10 protein-coding genes are annotated in these 15,716 nt (G+C 60.3%); 7 read left to right on the top strand and 3 right to left on the bottom strand.

The features are described from left to right. Window positions 1-117 precede the first annotated feature (117 nt). From B9Z49_RS12400 to B9Z49_RS12370, 7 genes are all read left to right on the top strand, one after another. Window positions 118-1,665, top strand: a complete 1,548-nt coding sequence (locus B9Z49_RS12400) for a YdiU family protein (RefSeq protein ID WP_108353747.1) — start codon at window positions 118-120, stop codon at window positions 1,663-1,665. After that, complete coding sequence (gene msrB, locus B9Z49_RS12395) at window positions 1,662-2,069, top strand: peptide-methionine (R)-S-oxide reductase MsrB (RefSeq protein WP_369913548.1); 408 nt, start codon at window positions 1,662-1,664, stop codon at window positions 2,067-2,069. The genes B9Z49_RS12400 and msrB overlap by 4 nt, the downstream gene beginning before the upstream one ends. Before the next feature lie 45 nt (window positions 2,070-2,114). Further along, window positions 2,115-2,657: a septation protein A gene (locus B9Z49_RS12390; protein ID WP_108353745.1), complete on the top strand. Its 543-nt coding sequence runs from the start codon at window positions 2,115-2,117 to the stop codon at window positions 2,655-2,657. Then, entirely contained in the window at window positions 2,654-2,926 is a 273-nt protein-coding gene (locus B9Z49_RS12385) for a BolA family transcriptional regulator (RefSeq protein ID WP_108353744.1), read from the top strand. Before B9Z49_RS12390 ends, B9Z49_RS12385 begins: the two co-directional genes overlap by 4 nt. A gap of 83 nt (window positions 2,927-3,009) precedes the next feature. Further along, entirely contained in the window at window positions 3,010-3,783 is a 774-nt protein-coding gene (locus tag B9Z49_RS12380; protein WP_108353743.1) for a peptidylprolyl isomerase, read from the top strand. A 436-nt stretch (window positions 3,784-4,219) separates the two neighbouring features. Then, window positions 4,220-6,190 carry a U32 family peptidase gene (locus B9Z49_RS12375; protein WP_108353742.1) on the top strand — a complete coding sequence of 657 codons (1,971 nt, stop codon included), beginning with the start codon at window positions 4,220-4,222 and terminating at the stop codon, window positions 6,188-6,190. Between the two features lie 137 nt (window positions 6,191-6,327). Next, a complete protein-coding gene (locus B9Z49_RS12370) occupies window positions 6,328-7,734 on the top strand; it encodes a sensor histidine kinase (protein WP_108353741.1) in 1,407 nt (468 codons plus the stop codon). Window positions 7,735-7,855: 121 nt separating this feature from the next. Here B9Z49_RS12370 and B9Z49_RS12365 read toward each other — a convergent pair whose 3' ends face one another. Genes B9Z49_RS12365 through purL form a run of 3 tightly spaced genes read right to left on the bottom strand, consistent with a single transcriptional unit; the run spans window position 7,856 to window position 15,650 of the window. Further along, entirely contained in the window at window positions 7,856-8,206 is a 351-nt protein-coding gene (locus B9Z49_RS12365; RefSeq protein ID WP_158273491.1) for a cystatin domain-containing protein, read from the bottom strand. 46 nt (window positions 8,207-8,252) lie between these two features. After that, a complete protein-coding gene (locus tag B9Z49_RS12360) occupies window positions 8,253-11,651 on the bottom strand; it encodes a DEAD/DEAH box helicase (protein WP_108353739.1) in 3,399 nt (1,132 codons plus the stop codon). Between the two features lie 12 nt (window positions 11,652-11,663). Further along, window positions 11,664-15,650 (bottom strand): phosphoribosylformylglycinamidine synthase, encoded by a 3,987-nt coding sequence (gene purL, locus B9Z49_RS12355; RefSeq protein WP_108353738.1) that lies wholly within the window; start codon window positions 15,648-15,650, stop codon window positions 11,664-11,666. Window positions 15,651-15,716 lie beyond the last annotated feature (66 nt).

Here is a 15,716-nt window from a genome sequence, read left to right as displayed (position 1 = left end):
TTCTCCTGTCAGGTGGGGTTTTATCAATCGGGTCATTGTGCACCCGAGTTCAACGCCAACCCGACCTAAAACCCGCCAAACAGCGGGTGCTTGTCAAGGGCGTGACAATCACACCCCATGTCATCTCCCCCTTTGGTCTCCCCCGTCAGCCACCCCCATGACTTGCCTGTGCTGGACTGGACGCACCGACTGACCCAACTGGGCCCCCGTTTTTTCACCCACCTGCAGCCCACGCCGGTAGCTGCGCCGCGCTGGGCCGCCCGCAACGAAGCCTTGCGCGTCGAGTTGGGCTGGCCGAACGCGCTGTTTGACGACGAACACCTGCAAGCCTTCGCGGGCAATGCGCTGATGGTCGGCTCTCAGCCGCTGGCCACGGTCTACAGCGGGCACCAGTTTGGCCAATGGGCGGGCCAGTTGGGTGACGGCCGCGCCATCTGGCTGGGTGAGGCCGCATCGGCTCAGGGCCCTCAAGAAATTCAGCTCAAAGGCGCAGGCCGCACGCCGTATTCGCGGGGTGGCGACGGCCGCGCCGTGCTGCGCTCCAGCATCCGCGAGTACCTTTGCAGCGAGGCCATGCACGGCCTAGGCATCCCGACCACCCGGGCCCTGTGCCTGGTGGCTTCGCCAGAGCCCGTGCGGCGTGAAACCATGGAAAGTGCAGCCGTCGTGGCCCGCGTGGCCCCCAGCTTTTTGCGTTTCGGGCACTTCGAGCATTTTTCGGCCCAAGGCGACATGGACAGTCTGCGCCTGCTGGCCGACCATGCCATTGCCCACCACCTGCCCGAATGCCGCGAGCGCGCCGTGCTGTGGCAGGGCAATATGTACGCGGCCTTGCTGGACGAGGTGCAAGAACGCACCGCCAAACTGCTGGCGAAATGGCAAGCGGTGGGCTTTTGTCACGGCGTGATGAACACCGACAACATGAGCCTCTTGGGCCTGACGATCGACTACGGACCCTTCCAGTTCTTGGACGGCTTTGACCCCGGCCACATTTGCAACCACTCGGACCACCAAGGTCGGTACGCTTATGGCCGCCAACCCAATGTGGCGTACTGGAACCTTTACTGCCTGGCCCAGGCACTGGCATCTTTGATCGACGACCAAGAGATGACCCTGCAGGTGCTGGAAGGCTACAAAACCCTGTTCCCCCGCTACTTGGGCGATGCCATGCGCGCCAAGTTAGGCCTGGTTGGCGACTTGGCCCCTGAGTTCGAGCGCGAAGCCGACTGGACGCTGGTGGAAGACCTGATGCAGCTCATGGCGGCCGAAAAAGTTGACTTCACGGTGTTCTGGCGCCAACTGAGCCAAGCCGTGGTGGTGCAATCGACTGCTGTTGCATTGACCGATGCGGGCTGGAGTGGCGTGACCGATCTTGTATTGGACCGCCCTCGCCTCCTGAAATGGCTGTCGCTGTACACCGAGCGCGCAGGCCAAAACAACTTCGCAGCAATGGGCCAGCAGATGCTGCGCAGCAACCCCAAATTCGTGCTGCGCAACCACTTGGCCGAAATCGCCATCCGTCAAGCCCAGGCGGGTGACTTCTCGGAAATCGACACCTTGTACAACTTGTTAAAGTCCCCCTTCGACGAGCATCCGGGCATGCAAGCCTATGCCGACTTGCCGCCCGACTGGGCGGGCCAACTGGAAATCAGCTGTTCATCATGAGCCAAATAGAAAAATCCGCACAAGAGTGGCGCGAGCTGCTGAACGCCAAAGGCGCTGAGCCTGTGGCCTTTGCCGTCACACGCCAGGCCGCTACCGAACGCCCCTTCACCGGCAAGTACGAGGGCCACTGGTCCAAAGGTACTTACAGCTGCATCTGCTGCGACGCGCCCTTGTTCAGCTCGGACACCAAATTCGACGCCGGCTGCGGCTGGCCCAGCTTTTCGAAAGCGGCCAGCGACAGCGCCATCGAAGAACGTGTGGACGTGAGCCACGGCATGCGCCGTGTTGAAACTGTCTGCGCCCAATGCGGCGCGCACCTGGGCCATGTGTTCGAGGACGGTCCCGCCCCCACGGGCTTGCGCTACTGCATGAACTCCGCTTCGTTAGACTTCGAGCCTTCCTGACCGCACTCGGCCGCGCCGTATTGACGCGGCCAACTCACGCCCAACATGAAACTCATCCTCGACTTTTTCCCCATCCTGCTGTTTTTTGGCGCGTACAAGATGGCCGACATCTACACCGCCACGGCGGTGCTGATGGGTGCGACCGTGGTGCAAACGGCCATCATCTACAAGATGGACGGCAAGCTGCAGACCATGCACAAGATCACGCTGGTGCTGGTGCTGGGCTTTGGCGCCTTGACGCTGGGCTTGCACGACGAGCGCTTCATCAAGTGGAAACCCACCTTGCTGTACTCGGGCCTGGCGATTGCCCTGGCCGTGGCGCACTGGTTGTTGAAGAAAAACTTTTTGCACATGCTGCTGGGCACGCAATTGCAACTGCCCCACGCCGTGTGGAACCGCCTGAACCTGTCTTGGATGCTGTACTGTATTTTCATGGCGGCCATCAACGCCTATGTGGCCCACTACTTCAGCACCGAAGACTGGGTGAACTTCAAGCTCTGGGGTTATGCCTTCCCCTTGGTCTTCATCTTGGGTCAGGGCCTGTACATCTCGCGCTATTTGCCCAAAGACGAGGACAAGCAACCATGATCCAGGCCACTTTGCCCCTGAGCGAACAAATCCATATCCGTCTGAGCGAGCGCCTGAAACCCACCGAGCTGCGCGTGATCGACGAAAGCGCCCAACACGCGGGTCACATGGGGGCCAATGAAAGCGGCGTGGGCACCCACATGCGGGTGTGCATTGCTTCCCCTTTGTTTGTCGGCATCACCCGTGTGCAACGTCACCGCCTTGTGTATGATGCGCTGCAAGATTTCATTGACCAAGGTTTGCACGCCCTGGCCATCGAGCTGATCTGAACCCGGGCCGTCACCCTTTGGTGACAGCCCCTTTTTTTGAACCCTTGACCCACATCTGACACCCCGTCTCTTAGGAAAACACGATGAAAAAGCAACTGCTCAGCGCCGCTTTGGTGGCCTTGCTGGCGTCCCCCGTTCTGGCGCAAAACTTGGCTGTGGTCAATGGCAAGCCTGTGCCTACCTCGCGCGTCAAAGCGCTGCAACAGCAAGTCGAAGCCTCAGGTCGACCCGTCACCCCTGAAGTGCTGGACCAAATCAAGCAAGAGCTGATCGCCCGCGAAGTCTTCATGCAAGAAGCCCGCAAACGGGGTCTGGATGCCAGCGAAGACTACAAAACCCAGCTGGAACTGGCCCGCCAGACCATCCTGATTCGCCAGCTGTTTGCAGACTTCCAGAAGAAAAACCCGGTCACAGACGCTGACATCAAGGCCGAATATGACAAGTTCGCCAAGGAAAACGGCGGCAAGGAATACCGTGCCCGCCACATCCTGGTAGAAACCGAAGCCGATGCCAAGGCCCTGATTGCCGACATCAAAAAAGGCAGCAACTTTGAAGAATTGGCCAAGAAAGCCTCCAAAGACCCAGGCTCTGGCGCCAACGGTGGCGACCTGGACTGGGCTGCAGCGGGCAGCTATGTGCCCGAGTTTTCGGGTGCCATGGTCAAACTGGACAAGGGCCAGATGACCGACACGCCCGTGAAGACCCAGTTTGGTTTTCACATCATCCGCGTCGACGATGTGCGTGAAGCCCAGCTGCCCAAGCTCGAAGAAGTCAGACCCCAGATTGCCCAGCAGCTGCAACAGCAAAAGCTGAGCGCTTACCAAGAAGGTCTGCGCAGCAAAGCCAAGATCCAGTGATCTGACCTAAGCTACACTGAAAAAACGCGACTTCGGTCGCGTTTTTGTTTTCTGGGGTTCTGTGGTCAAAAGGCTTGGGCGCGGGCTGGGGTTCAGAGGCGCTTCGCTTTGCCACATCACCCCATCCCGCGCCCAAGCCTTTTGCGGGGCGTCTCCGGTGAGCGCACCACAAACTGTCGGAGCCTTCAGCCCTGCCATGTCTTGGCTAAGCACTAGCCGAAGGCGGCGCCAAATTTCACACCTACACCAGAACCAGAACCACGAACGCCCACGCCCTGAAGCGGTGGGCACTGGCTGGGGTGATGTGGCAAAGCGAAGCGCCTCTGAGCCCCGGCCAGTGCCCGCCGCTTCAGGGCTCCCCCAGACCCCAAGGGCACCCCCAGATCCAAAAGGGCCCCGCATGCTTGATAGACATAAGCTGGGATAATCCCAGCCCATGCAGCCTCACCACCTCGAACTCCTCGCCCCCGCCCGCACCTTCGACATTGGCATCGAAGCCATCAACCATGGCGCAGACGCGGTCTACATCGGCGGTCCGTCTTTTGGGGCGCGCTCCACGGCCGACAACAGCATTCAAGACATTGCCAAGCTGGTGCAATACGCCCACCGCTTTCACAGCCGCATCTTTGTCACGCTCAACACCATCTTGCGCGACGATGAGCTCGAAGGGGCGCGCAAATTGGCCTGGCAGCTGTACGACGCTGGGGTCGATGCGCTGATCGTCCAAGACATGGGCCTGCTCGAGATCGACATGCCGCCGATCCAGCTGCACGCCAGCACGCAAACCGACATCCGCACCCCTGAAAAAGCCAAGTTTTTGCAAGACGCGGGCTTAAGCCAAATCGTGCTGGCCCGCGAGCTGACGCTGCCGCAGATCAGCGCGATCCGCGACGTGATCGACACCGAGCGCACGGTGATTGAATTTTTTGTGCACGGCGCTTTGTGCGTGGCCTACAGCGGCCAGTGCTTCATCAGCCATGCCCACACCGGGCGCAGTGCCAACCGGGGCGACTGCTCGCAAGCTTGCCGCCTGCCCTACGAGGTCAAAGATGCGCAAGGCCGCATCGTGGCGCACGACAAGCATGTGCTGAGCATGAAGGACAACAACCAGAGCGAGAACCTGCGCGATCTGGTGGATGCGGGGATTCGCAGCTTCAAGATCGAAGGCCGCTACAAGGACATGGCCTATGTGAAAAACATCACGGCCCATTACCGCAAGCTGTTTGACGAAGTGCTGAACGAGCGGCCCGAGCTGGCCCCGGCTTCACACGGTCGCAGCACCTTCAGTTTCGAGCCCGATCCGAACCAGAACTTCAACCGCGAGTTCACCGACTATTTTGTGCAAGGTCGAAAAGAAGACATCGGCGCATTTGACACCCCCAAAAACCCGGGCCAACCCATTGGCTGGGTCAGCAAGGTCACGGCTGAGCACGTCGAAATGACCACCGACGACCCCGCCACCGAGCTGCACAACGGCGATGGGCTTTGCTATTACGACCTGCAAAAAGAATTGGTGGGCTTACAGATCAACCGAGCCGAAGCGGCTAAAGCCAAAGGCGTTTGGCGCTTGTTCCCCAAAGACCCGATTGACAGCTTCAAGGACTTGCGCCAAGGTGTTCAGGTCAATCGCAACCGCGACATGAGCTGGGTGCGCACACTGGACAAAAAATCCGCGGAACGCCGTATGGGCGTGTGGATGCAGCTGGCTGAAAACAACGATGGACTGCAGCTGACCCTGACAGACGAAGTCGGCCACAGCGCCACGGCGCAAATGGCCATCACCTGGCAAGCTCCCAAAGACTCAGCCCAGGCCGAGGACAAGCTCAAAAGCGCTTTGGGCAAACTGGGCGACACCCTGTTCGAGCCGCTAGACGTACAGCTCGCACTGCACCGCCCTTGGTTTGTGCCGCCTTCGCAAATCAACGCATTGCGCCGAGACGCCGTGCAAGCACTCGAAACTGCCCGCGCTGAGGGCCTGCACCGCCTGCCGCGTGCGGTGCCCGTGGAGCCGCCTGTGCCCTACCCCGAAGACACGCTGACTTACCTGGCCAATGTGTTCAACCAAAAGGCCCGCAATTTTTATGCCAAACACGGCGTGAAGGTGATCGCAGCGGCTTACGAAGCGCAAGAAGAGTTGGGCGAAGTGAGCCTGATGATCACCAAACATTGCGTGCGCTTTAGCCTGAGCTTGTGCCCCAAACAAGCCAAGGGCGTAACAGGCGTGCAAGGCACGGTGAAGGCCGAGCCCATGCAGCTGATCAACGGTAAGGAAAAGCTCACCCTGCGCTTTGACTGCAAACCCTGCGAAATGCATGTGGTGGGCAAGATCAAAAAATCGGTGTTGAACGCCGCGCCTGAGAGTACGATGCAGTTTTACAAGACACGGCCAGTGGTGGGCTTGCACTGAAACGGCCATACTGAGTGCTTAAGGACGCATAAAAATCTGACGACCTTAAGCGTTTGCCTTGGGGGCTGCAGCGGACGGATAAATCGTTCAAAATTCAGCCAAAATTCCCGACTCACGTCTACTTCCGTATTGCCTGCATGGCCGCTTATTACATCCAAAGCCTTTTCATTTTTTACGCCATCTTCTCTCTTTTGGGCGGTTTGGCAGCTTCGGTGTATTTTTCACGTTTGGACAGCTCGGCCCGTTACTGGGTGGTGGGAGCCTTGTTGGCGGGTGTGACGGCCTGGGCCACTGTTTTTCGCAACGATCTTCCACTGCTGTGGTCCTACAGCATCCCCATTGGCCTGACGGGCATGAGCCACATGCTGATGGGATTGGGGATTGCCCGTTTGTACGACAAAGGCCCCCAGCATTGGCGGCTGCTGGGGCTCGCTCTGGGCACGGTGGTCTTTATCGCAGCCATGGAATGGAGTCGCCTCCATGCCGGTCCCGAGATGACGTTGCTGTTGTCGGGGGGCTGTTTTGGTGTCACCTCGTTGTGGGGGGCCTACTTCGCGCATGCCCATTACAAACAGAGCGCCAACCGTTTTTCCATGCACATGTGCTGGGTCATGGCCGTCATGGGCCTTATCCACTTGATGCGCACGCAAGGCTTTGTAACGGGCTGGGGCTTGAACACCTTCGGCCAAGAGGCCTGGTCCTATGGCATCTGGACGAGCGCCTTTTTGGCAGGAACGCTGCGTTATTTTGTCTACATCGGCATGCGCGTTCAGGAGCAAGCCGACGAAAGACTGAAAGTGATGACCGCCTTGGTCCGCGAAGAAGAAGGGCGTCGTGTGGTTAACCGACTGGCGCAGCAGGACCGCCAGCACAGTCTGGGTGTGATGTCCGCCTCGTTTGCCCATGAGTTGAACCAGCCCTTGGCCGCCATCCTCAATTACACCGAACTCCTGCAACACCAGCAAAAATCGGGGCAATGGGACGCACAGATGAATCAGCAGGTGCTGGACGACATCATCCACAACAGTATTCGAGCGGGCGACATCATTCGCCGGATCCGCAATTTCATACAGCCTGAGTCATTGAAAAAAGAATTGGTGGACCTGCGTGCGGTCATTGACGAGGTCTGCGCCCTTGTCGAACCCGAAGCCCGGCGTGGCAATACGGAAATTATCAAACCGCTCTTGCCCAACACACCGATATGGGTACTGGGCGATGCCGTGCAACTGTCTCAAGTCTTGTTCAATGTGGTGCGCAACGCCATGGAATCGGTCGAAAAGGTTAAAACCCGAAACATTCGCTTGGACATCCGGCGGGAAAATCGTGAGATTTTGATCGAGGTCCATGACACCGGGCCAGGCTTGTCAGAGGAAGCTGCCGAGCAAGCGGGAGACCCTTTCTACACCACCAAAATCTCGGGGCTGGGCATGGGTTTGTCGATCTCCAAAACCATCCTCGCGCAATTTAATGGGCGCTTGTCGCTGCACAACACCGAAAATGGCGCCTGCGCGCGCATTGCCCTGCCTTTTGCACAAGTCATTTGAGGACCTGCTGCTCAAATCTCCAGGGGGCTTGCGCCAGGTTCAGCCCCTTACGCGTGCGGTCAACTGCACACACCCAATACACGGCGGCCGTGCCCTGCACCGACAGGGTTTTCAATGTGCATCAGTCCAGCCACGCCCAAGCCTGCAGGCGATAAGCCCCATCGGGCTGCCGCCAGATCTTGGCGCTCACTTTGCGACTCGCTCCGTCCAGCGTCACTTGAATGTGCAATTCAAAGTTCAAGCCTGACACGACTTGCTGCCGAGCTTGGGTCACATCTTTGTAAAGCACCCGTGCCTTGTTCTGCACCGCATAGGTCTGAACTGCAAAGCGGGCAGCCTCTTGAACGTCGGGGCTGAAGGCATCGGCCAGCGCCCAAGCTCCCGCTACAGGTTCTGCGCTGACCGTTGACGAAGCTTGGAGTGCCGGCAAGCCTTCGGTCTTTTCGGGGCTGCAGGCCAGGAGCGAACTCAACGTCAAAGCACAGAAGAGTTGACGCAACACGCGCATGCCGATGTACTCAACCCAAGGGCTTGAACAATTCGTTCAAGTCCGACTCCCCGAACAGCGGTTCTTTGCGTTGAACTGCGCCCGAATACATGTCTTGTGCCAACTGGGCTTTGCGCTCTTGCAGTGCCAGCATGCGCTCTTCAATCGTGCCTTGTGCTACCAGTTTGAGCACCCACACGCTTTGCGTTTGGCCAATGCGGTGGGCCCGGTCGGTGGCTTGGTTTTCCACGGCAGGGTTCCACCAAGGGTCGTAATGGATGACCGTGTCGGCCTGCGGCAGGTTCAAGCCCACGCCCCCCGCTTTCAGGCTGATCAGGAACAGCGGCACCTCGCCGCTGGTGAACCGGTCAATGATCGCGTCGCGGTTTTTGCTTTGGCCTGTGAGCTTGACCCAAGGGATGCCCAGGCGCGGCAGCTCTTGTTCGATCAGGCTGAGCATTTGGGTGAACTGCGAGAACAGCAAAATCTTGCGGCCCTCGGCCACCATCTCGGGCAGCATGTCGAGCAACTGCTCGAGTTTGGCCGATTGCTGCACCTGGCTGGCCGCGCCCAATTTGAGCAGGCGCGGATCGCAACAGACTTGGCGCAGTTTGAGCAGCGCGTCCAGGATGGTGATTTGTGATTTGGCCAAACCTTGCGCATTCAAGGCGTCACGAACGGATTTTTCCATGCCCAAACGGATGGTTTCGTACAGATCGGCTTGCTTGCCTTGCAGGGGCACCGGCATGAGGGTTTCGATCTTCGGTGGCAACTCGCTGGCCACCACATCCTTGGTGCGTCTCAGCATGAAGGGCGTGATGCGCTTGCGCAATTGGTCCATTTTTTCGCTGTTGCCCTGGCGCTCGATGGGGTTGCGAAACAGCACACCAAAACGCTTTTGGCTGCCCAGAAAGCCGGGCATCAAAAAGTGGAAAAGACTCCACAGCTCACCCAGATGGTTCTCCATGGGCGTGCCCGACAAACACAGGCGGTGGTGGGCCGGGATGTCGCCCACCGTTTGCGCCGCATGGGTGTTAGCGTTCTTGATGTTTTGTGCTTCGTCGAGCACCAGCAAATGCCAGTCGGTGGCCATCCAGAGGTCGCGGTCGCGGTGCAGCAAAGAGTACGGCGTGAACACGATGTCAAAACCACTGAGGTCTTGCGCAGCCCCATGTCGCAACAGGCCATGGTGAATGTGGGTGCGCAGACTGGGGCAAAAGCGGGCCGCTTCGCGCTGCCAATTGCCCAGCAAACTCACCGGGGCCACGATCAGGGCCGGCTGCGTCAGGCGACCAGCCTCTTTTTCGGTCAGGATGTGCGCCAGGGTCTGCAAGGTTTTGCCCAAGCCCATGTCGTCGGCCAGGATACCGGCCAGTTGGTGCTGCCGCAAAAACTGCAACCAGTTCAGGCCCTGATGTTGATAAGGCCGCAAGGTCGCTTGCAAATTGGTGGGCACGCTCACTTCGGGCAAGCTTTCAAGGCCACGCATTTGCTGCAACAAATTCATCAGGCTTTGGGCACCCGCCCAGGCCACATCCTGGCCCAGCGAGGCGGCGGTACGCAAGGCTTCCAGGCGTGACAAGCGCAGACCATCGCCGCTCCAGTTGCGTCCGCGCTCGGAGACCAGCTCCATCAGGGTGTTCAGCCAAGGTTCGATCTTGGCGGTGGGCAACTTCACAAAGCCCTCGCCTTGTAGCTCGGGCAGGTACAAAAACGGCGGCAAGCTGGCGGTCTCGCCCTCCGCGTTGAGCACACTGATGCGGGCCAAAGCCGTCAAAATGGTGGGCACCCAGGGCAAGATGTTCACACGCTGGCCATCGATGTCCATGCCCAGTGACAAATCAAACCAGGGGGAAGTTTCGGGCGTTTCGGCGTCGCCCGACAGATCGATGTGCACATCGTCGGCCTCGCGCAGCCAAGTGACCTCGCCGGATACAAACCGCACGTCCAGGCCAGCTTGGCGCATGGGCGCGAAGTCTGTTTCCAGCCATTCCAACCACTGCTGAGATCTGTCGGGACGCAAGCCCAGCATGTTCGCTTCGAAAGCGACCATGCCCAATGCCTCCAAGGCGGTCCAGACTTTGAGTTCGCCAGGCAAGTCACGCACCAGCATGCGCGCCTGCGTGCCATGACCGACCAGTACGCGTTGGGCGGTCCCGGTCCAAAAGCCGCGGTGACCCGCGTAATCAAAGGTCAACTCGGCCATGAACAGGCCGTGTGTGTCACGGTCTTGGGGACGGACCGGTGCGATGTCGAGCACGGCGCGGGCTGGGACATCCCGGATTTCGGGCGTTTGCGCGATCACGGGCGGCAAGGGCACAGGCCCCAAACGCGCCATCAACTGGTTCTGGAACTTGAACACCACGCTTTCGGGAAACACGGGCGCGCTCGACATCACCTGCAGCTCGTTGGCGCTCAGGCCTTGCGTGTTCAGTGGACCGCAGCGGCCATGCAGCGTGTCCATGTAAAAAGGCGGCTCGTTCAGCCCATAGACCACACCCGCATGCTGGGGTTGCATGCTCAGCTTCCAGCCGCCGGGCAAGTTGTCTTGCGCAGGCACTTCTTGCCATGCGCCGACCAAAGCTTCGGCGGTCTCGCTCCAGTGCAGGCTGACCGCACCTTCGGCAGACATCAGGCGGCCAGTCTGGCTGCACAGCTTGAGCAGCAGTTGGCCAGGCATGCCGTGCAGTTTGACCTCCCCCTGAAACCCATAAGAGCTGAAACTGCTGGCCGCCGGACAGGCTTTCATCAGGTCAAAAATGTCACGGTCCAGCGGGCTGCTGCTGGCCCAGATCGGGTCATGCGGCGAGGGCTCGTTGCTGACTTTCTTGGGTTTTCCCCATTCGCCATTGCGCTTTTGCGCGGCCCGCTTGACGCTCAGGTGGAACAAGGGCTTGTGCCCCAAATAGGCCACCGACAGCAGGTAGACAAACTGGTCCTGTGTTGCCCCAGGCAAACTGTAAGCAGAGGGGCCGTTGGCGTTTTCCAGCCGGGTCAGCCATTCACGGGCCTGGTATTCGGCATGGCTCAGGGCCCGCTCTTTCTCCATCTGGCTGCGACGCGCCAGCACCTCCGGCGAAGGCCCGTCGCTGCCCCATTCGTCGAGCAAAGCCAGACCTTGCATGGACGCCAAAATACCCAAGGCCGCGCCGTGTTTGCAATAGCGCCCGACCGGGCAGGTGCAGCCGCTGCGCCACTCGCTCAGGTTGCCGCCCGGGCTCACGCGCAACTCGGCATTCACGGTGTAGGGACGGACCTCGCTGCCCTCCACCTGGCCTTGCAAACGCCAACCTTCGCCGTCGGGCGTGAGCTGCGAAGAAATCACTTTGTTTTGCAGGTAGAGCGTGGTGCCACGCGACCACGCGCCCTGGTCAAAGTAAAAGGCCAGTTGTGAAGGAGGGAACCACTGCCGTGGCGTGTCGGACTTCATGCGTTCACGGACTTAGCCCACCCACTTGCGGGCGTTTTGCCACACGCGCAGCCAAGGGCTGGTGGCGCTGATGTCACCACTTGTCCAGCTCATCTGCACGTTGCGGAACACGCGCTCGGGGTGCGGCATCATGGCCGTGAAACGCCCGTCGGCGGTGGTCACGGCTGTCAGGCCGCCCGCGCTGCCATTGGGGTTGAACGGATACTGCTCGGTGGCCTGACCGTGGTTGTCCACAAAGCGCATGGCCGCAATGGCCTGCGCCGCGTTGCCCCGGTGCTTGAAGTTGGCAAAGCCTTCGCCGTGGGCCACGGCAATCGGCAAGCGGCTGCCCGCCATGCCTTGCAAAAACAGGCTGGGTGATTCCAACACTTCGACCATGGACAGACGCGCTTCAAACCGCTCACTATGGTTGGTGGTGAAGCGTGGCCAATCTTGTGCACCAGGGATGATGTCGGCCAGTTCGGCAAACATCTGGCAGCCGTTGCACACGCCCAGACCAAAGGTGTCTGTGCGGCCAAAGAACCCTTTGAACTGATCGGCCAAAGTCGGGTTGAAGGTGATGCTGCGCGCCCAGCCAATGCCCGCGCCGAGCGTGTCGCCGTAGCTGAAACCGCCACAAGCCACCAGGCCCTGGAAGTCGGCCAAGTTGGCACGGCCCGATTGCAGGTCAGTCATGTGCACGTCGTGCGACTCAAAACCGGCTTTGTGGAAGGCGTAGGCCATTTCCACATGCGAGTTGACGCCCTGCTCGCGCAAGATCGCTACTTTGGGGCGTGACAAACTCAGGAACGGTGCGGCCACATTGTCTGCCGGTTCAAAGCTCAGCACCACATGCATTCCGGGGTCGTCGACGCGGCCTGCGGCGGCGTGTTCGGCGTCGGCGCAAGCGGGGTTGTCGCGCTGCTGGCAAATCTTCCAGCTCACGCTGTCCCAGACTTGGTGCAGGTCTGGGAGCTTGGCGGCAAACACTTCTTTGGTGTCGCGCCAGATGCTGAGTTCGCCCACGCCTTTTTGGATGGTGGACTGAGCGGGTCTGGTCTTGCCGATCACATGCGTGTGCTTGGACAGGCCGTGTTCGCGCAGGGTTTGCAGCACCGCATTGCGCTCAGCCGTGCGTACCTGCAGCACCACACCCAGCTCTTCGTTGAACAGGGCTTTGAGGGTGAGTTCTTCGCGGCGTGCACTGACTTGGCCGGCCCAGTTCTTGGCGTCGCCGTGGTCGGCGCGGCTGTCAGAAATGCCATCGCCTTCGGTGACCAGCATGTCCACATTGAGCGCTACGCCCACATGGCCTGCAAACGCCATTTCGGCCACGGCGGCCAGCAAGCCGCCGTCGCTGCGGTCGTGGTAGGCCAAGATCTGGTCCTTGGCGCGCAAGGCGTTCACGGCCTTGACCAAGCTGACCAAGGTTTTCGGGTCTTCCAGATCTGGCACGCTGTCGCCAAACTGGTCCAACACCTCACCCAGAACGCTGCCGCCCATGCGGTTGCGGCCCTGGCCTAGGTCGATCAGAAGCAGGCTGGTGTCATCAGTCTTAGCGTCCAGCTGCGGCGTCAAAGTGCCGCGCACGTCGGGCAAACTGGCAAAGGCGGTGACGATCAGGCTGACGGGCGAGATGACCTTGTGGGTCTGACCGTTGTCGGTCCACTGCGTGCGCATCGACAAGCTGTCTTTGCCCACCGGGATCGAGATGTCGAGCGCCGGACACAGTTCCATGGCTACCGCCTTGACGGTTTCGTACAAAGCGGCGTCTTCGCCCGGCTCGCCGCAAGCGGCCATCCAGTTGGCGGACATCTTGACGCGGGGCAACTCGATGGGTGCAGCCAGCAAATTGGTGATGGCCTCGGCCACGGCCATGCGACCTGAGGCTGCGGCATTGAGCGAAGCCAGCGGCGTGCGCTCGCCCATGCTCATGGCTTCACCGGCAAAGCCTTGGTAGTCGGCCAGGGTCACGGCCAGATCGGCCACCGGCACTTGCCAAGGGCCGACCATTTGGTCGCGGTGCGTGAGACCGCCCACAGCGCGGTCGCCAATGGTGATGAGGAATCGCTTGGACGCCACGGTGGGGTGGCTCAGGACGTCGATCACGGCCTTTTGCAAGCTCACGCCCGTCAAGTCCATGGCAGGCGATTGGCGCGTCACGGTGCTCACATCGCGGTGCATTTTCGGCGGTTTGCCCAGCAGCACGTACATGGGCATATCCACGGGCGACTCATGCCCTTTGTCTTCCAGCACCAACTGGCGCTCTTCGGTGGCCACGCCAATGACTGCAAACGGGCAGCGCTCGCGTTCGCAAAAGGCGGTGAACTGCGGCAATGACTCGGGCGCAATGGCCATCACATAACGTTCTTGGCTTTCGTTGGACCAGATTTCTTTGGGCGACAGGCCGGATTCTTCGAGCCTGACGGCGCGCAAATCAAAGCGTGCGCCCCGGCCTGCGTCGTTGGTCAGCTCGGGGAAGGCGTTGGACAAACCGCCCGCGCCCACATCGTGGATGGCGAGGATCGGGTTGTGGGCACCTTGCGCCCAGCAATGGTTGATAACCTCTTGCGCCCGGCGCTCGATCTCGGGGTTGCCGCGCTGCACCGAGTCAAAGTCGAGGTTGGCGGCGTTGGTGCCCGTGGCCATGGAGCTGGCCGCGCTGCCGCCCATGCCGATGCGCATGCCGGGACCGCCCAGCTGGATCAGCAAACTGCCCGCCGGAAATTCAATTTTTTTCGTTTGCTCGGCGTCGATCTGCCCCAGACCGCCCGCGATCATGATGGGCTTGTGGTAACCGCGCACCACGCCGTCCACCGTCAGTTCGTATTCGCGGAAATAGCCCAGCAAATTGGGCCGGCCAAACTCGTTGTTGAAGGCCGCGCCACCCAAAGGGCCCTCGGTCATGATCTGCAAAGGGCTGGCGATGTGCTCGGGTTTACCGCCCGCTTGGTCCGACATACCCCCCCAGAGTTTGGACACGGTGAAACCGCTCAAACCGGCCTTGGGCTTGGAGCCGCGACCGGTTGCGCCCTCGTCGCGGATCTCGCCGCCCGCGCCCGTGGACGCACCGGGGAAAGGCGAAATCGCGGTCGGGTGGTTGTGCGTTTCCACTTTCATCAGCACATGGTGCAAGGCTTGTTCGCTCTGATAAGCCGCGCCCTGCCCTGAAGTTCTGGCGACAAAACGCTCCACCGTGTGGCCTTCCATCACCGAAGCGTTGTCCGAATACGCCACCACGGTGTGCTGAGGGCTGAGCTGGTGCGTGTGGCGGATCATGCCGAACAGGCTCTTGGGCTGGGCCACGCCGTCGATGGTGAACTCGGCGTTGAAAATCTTGTGGCGGCAGTGCTCGCTGTTGGCCTGCGCGAACATCATCAGCTCCACATCAGTGGGGTTGCGCTTCAGACCCGTGAAAGCGGTGACCAGATAATCGATTTCGTCTTCAGCCAAGGCCAGGCCCCAGGCCTTGTTGGCATCCACCAAAGCGGTGCGTCCGCCGACCAACACGTCCACATGGTCCATGGGCGCAGGCTCCAAGGCGGTGAACAAGGCCGCCGCCTCGGCGCGGCTGGGCATGGCCGACTCGGTCATTCGGTCGTGCAGCGTGGCTGCCACTTGGCCCAGTTGCTCCGCAGTCAATTTGGCCGTACTGAGCAAGCCCGATTTCATGGTCAACCGGTATTCGGTCAAGCGCTCCACACGGCGCAGGGTAAAACCGCAGTTGTGCGCAATGTCGGTGGCTTTGGAAGCCCAAGGGGAGACGGTTCCGAAACGGGGGCTGACAACGATCAGGGGGCCATCGACCACTCCCGTGTAAGGCTCGCCGTAGGTCAATAAGGCCGACAAGGTTTGCTTTTGGCCGTCTTGCAGGGGCTCAGTGGTGGCCACCAGGTGAACAAAACGGGCTGAAATGCCCAGAATTAGCGGCGAAATGGCTGCCAAACGTGGCAAAAGCTGGGCAATACGAAAGTCGCTGAGGGCGCTGGCGCCTTCAAAAGTCGTGATGTGCAGGGACACAGGGTGGCCTTGTAATGGGACAGAAAACCGTCATTCCGGGGCCGCTGACTGGGGCTGGCCGGCAAA

Source organism: Limnohabitans sp. 2KL-51 (assembly GCF_003063645.1).
Lineage (GTDB): Bacteria > Pseudomonadota > Gammaproteobacteria > Burkholderiales > Burkholderiaceae_C > Limnohabitans_A.
This window is presented reverse-complemented; position numbering and strand designations above follow the sequence as displayed.

Excerpts from the sequence above, each read along its gene's own strand:
- B9Z49_RS12400 (WP_108353747.1), top strand. The coding sequence starts at position 118 with ATGTCATCTCCCCCTTTGGTCTCCCCCGTCAGCCACCCCCATGACTTG.
- msrB (WP_369913548.1), top strand. The coding sequence starts at position 1,662 with ATGAGCCAAATAGAAAAATCCGCACAAGAGTGGCGCGAGCTGCTGAAC.
- B9Z49_RS12390 (WP_108353745.1), top strand. The coding sequence starts at position 2,115 with ATGAAACTCATCCTCGACTTTTTCCCCATCCTGCTGTTTTTTGGCGCG.
- B9Z49_RS12385 (WP_108353744.1), top strand. The coding sequence starts at position 2,654 with ATGATCCAGGCCACTTTGCCCCTGAGCGAACAAATCCATATCCGTCTG.
- B9Z49_RS12380 (WP_108353743.1), top strand. The coding sequence starts at position 3,010 with ATGAAAAAGCAACTGCTCAGCGCCGCTTTGGTGGCCTTGCTGGCGTCC.
- B9Z49_RS12375 (WP_108353742.1), top strand. The coding sequence starts at position 4,220 with ATGCAGCCTCACCACCTCGAACTCCTCGCCCCCGCCCGCACCTTCGAC.
- B9Z49_RS12370 (WP_108353741.1), top strand. The coding sequence starts at position 6,328 with ATGGCCGCTTATTACATCCAAAGCCTTTTCATTTTTTACGCCATCTTC.
- B9Z49_RS12360 (WP_108353739.1), bottom strand. The coding sequence starts at position 11,651 with ATGAAGTCCGACACGCCACGGCAGTGGTTCCCTCCTTCACAACTGGCC.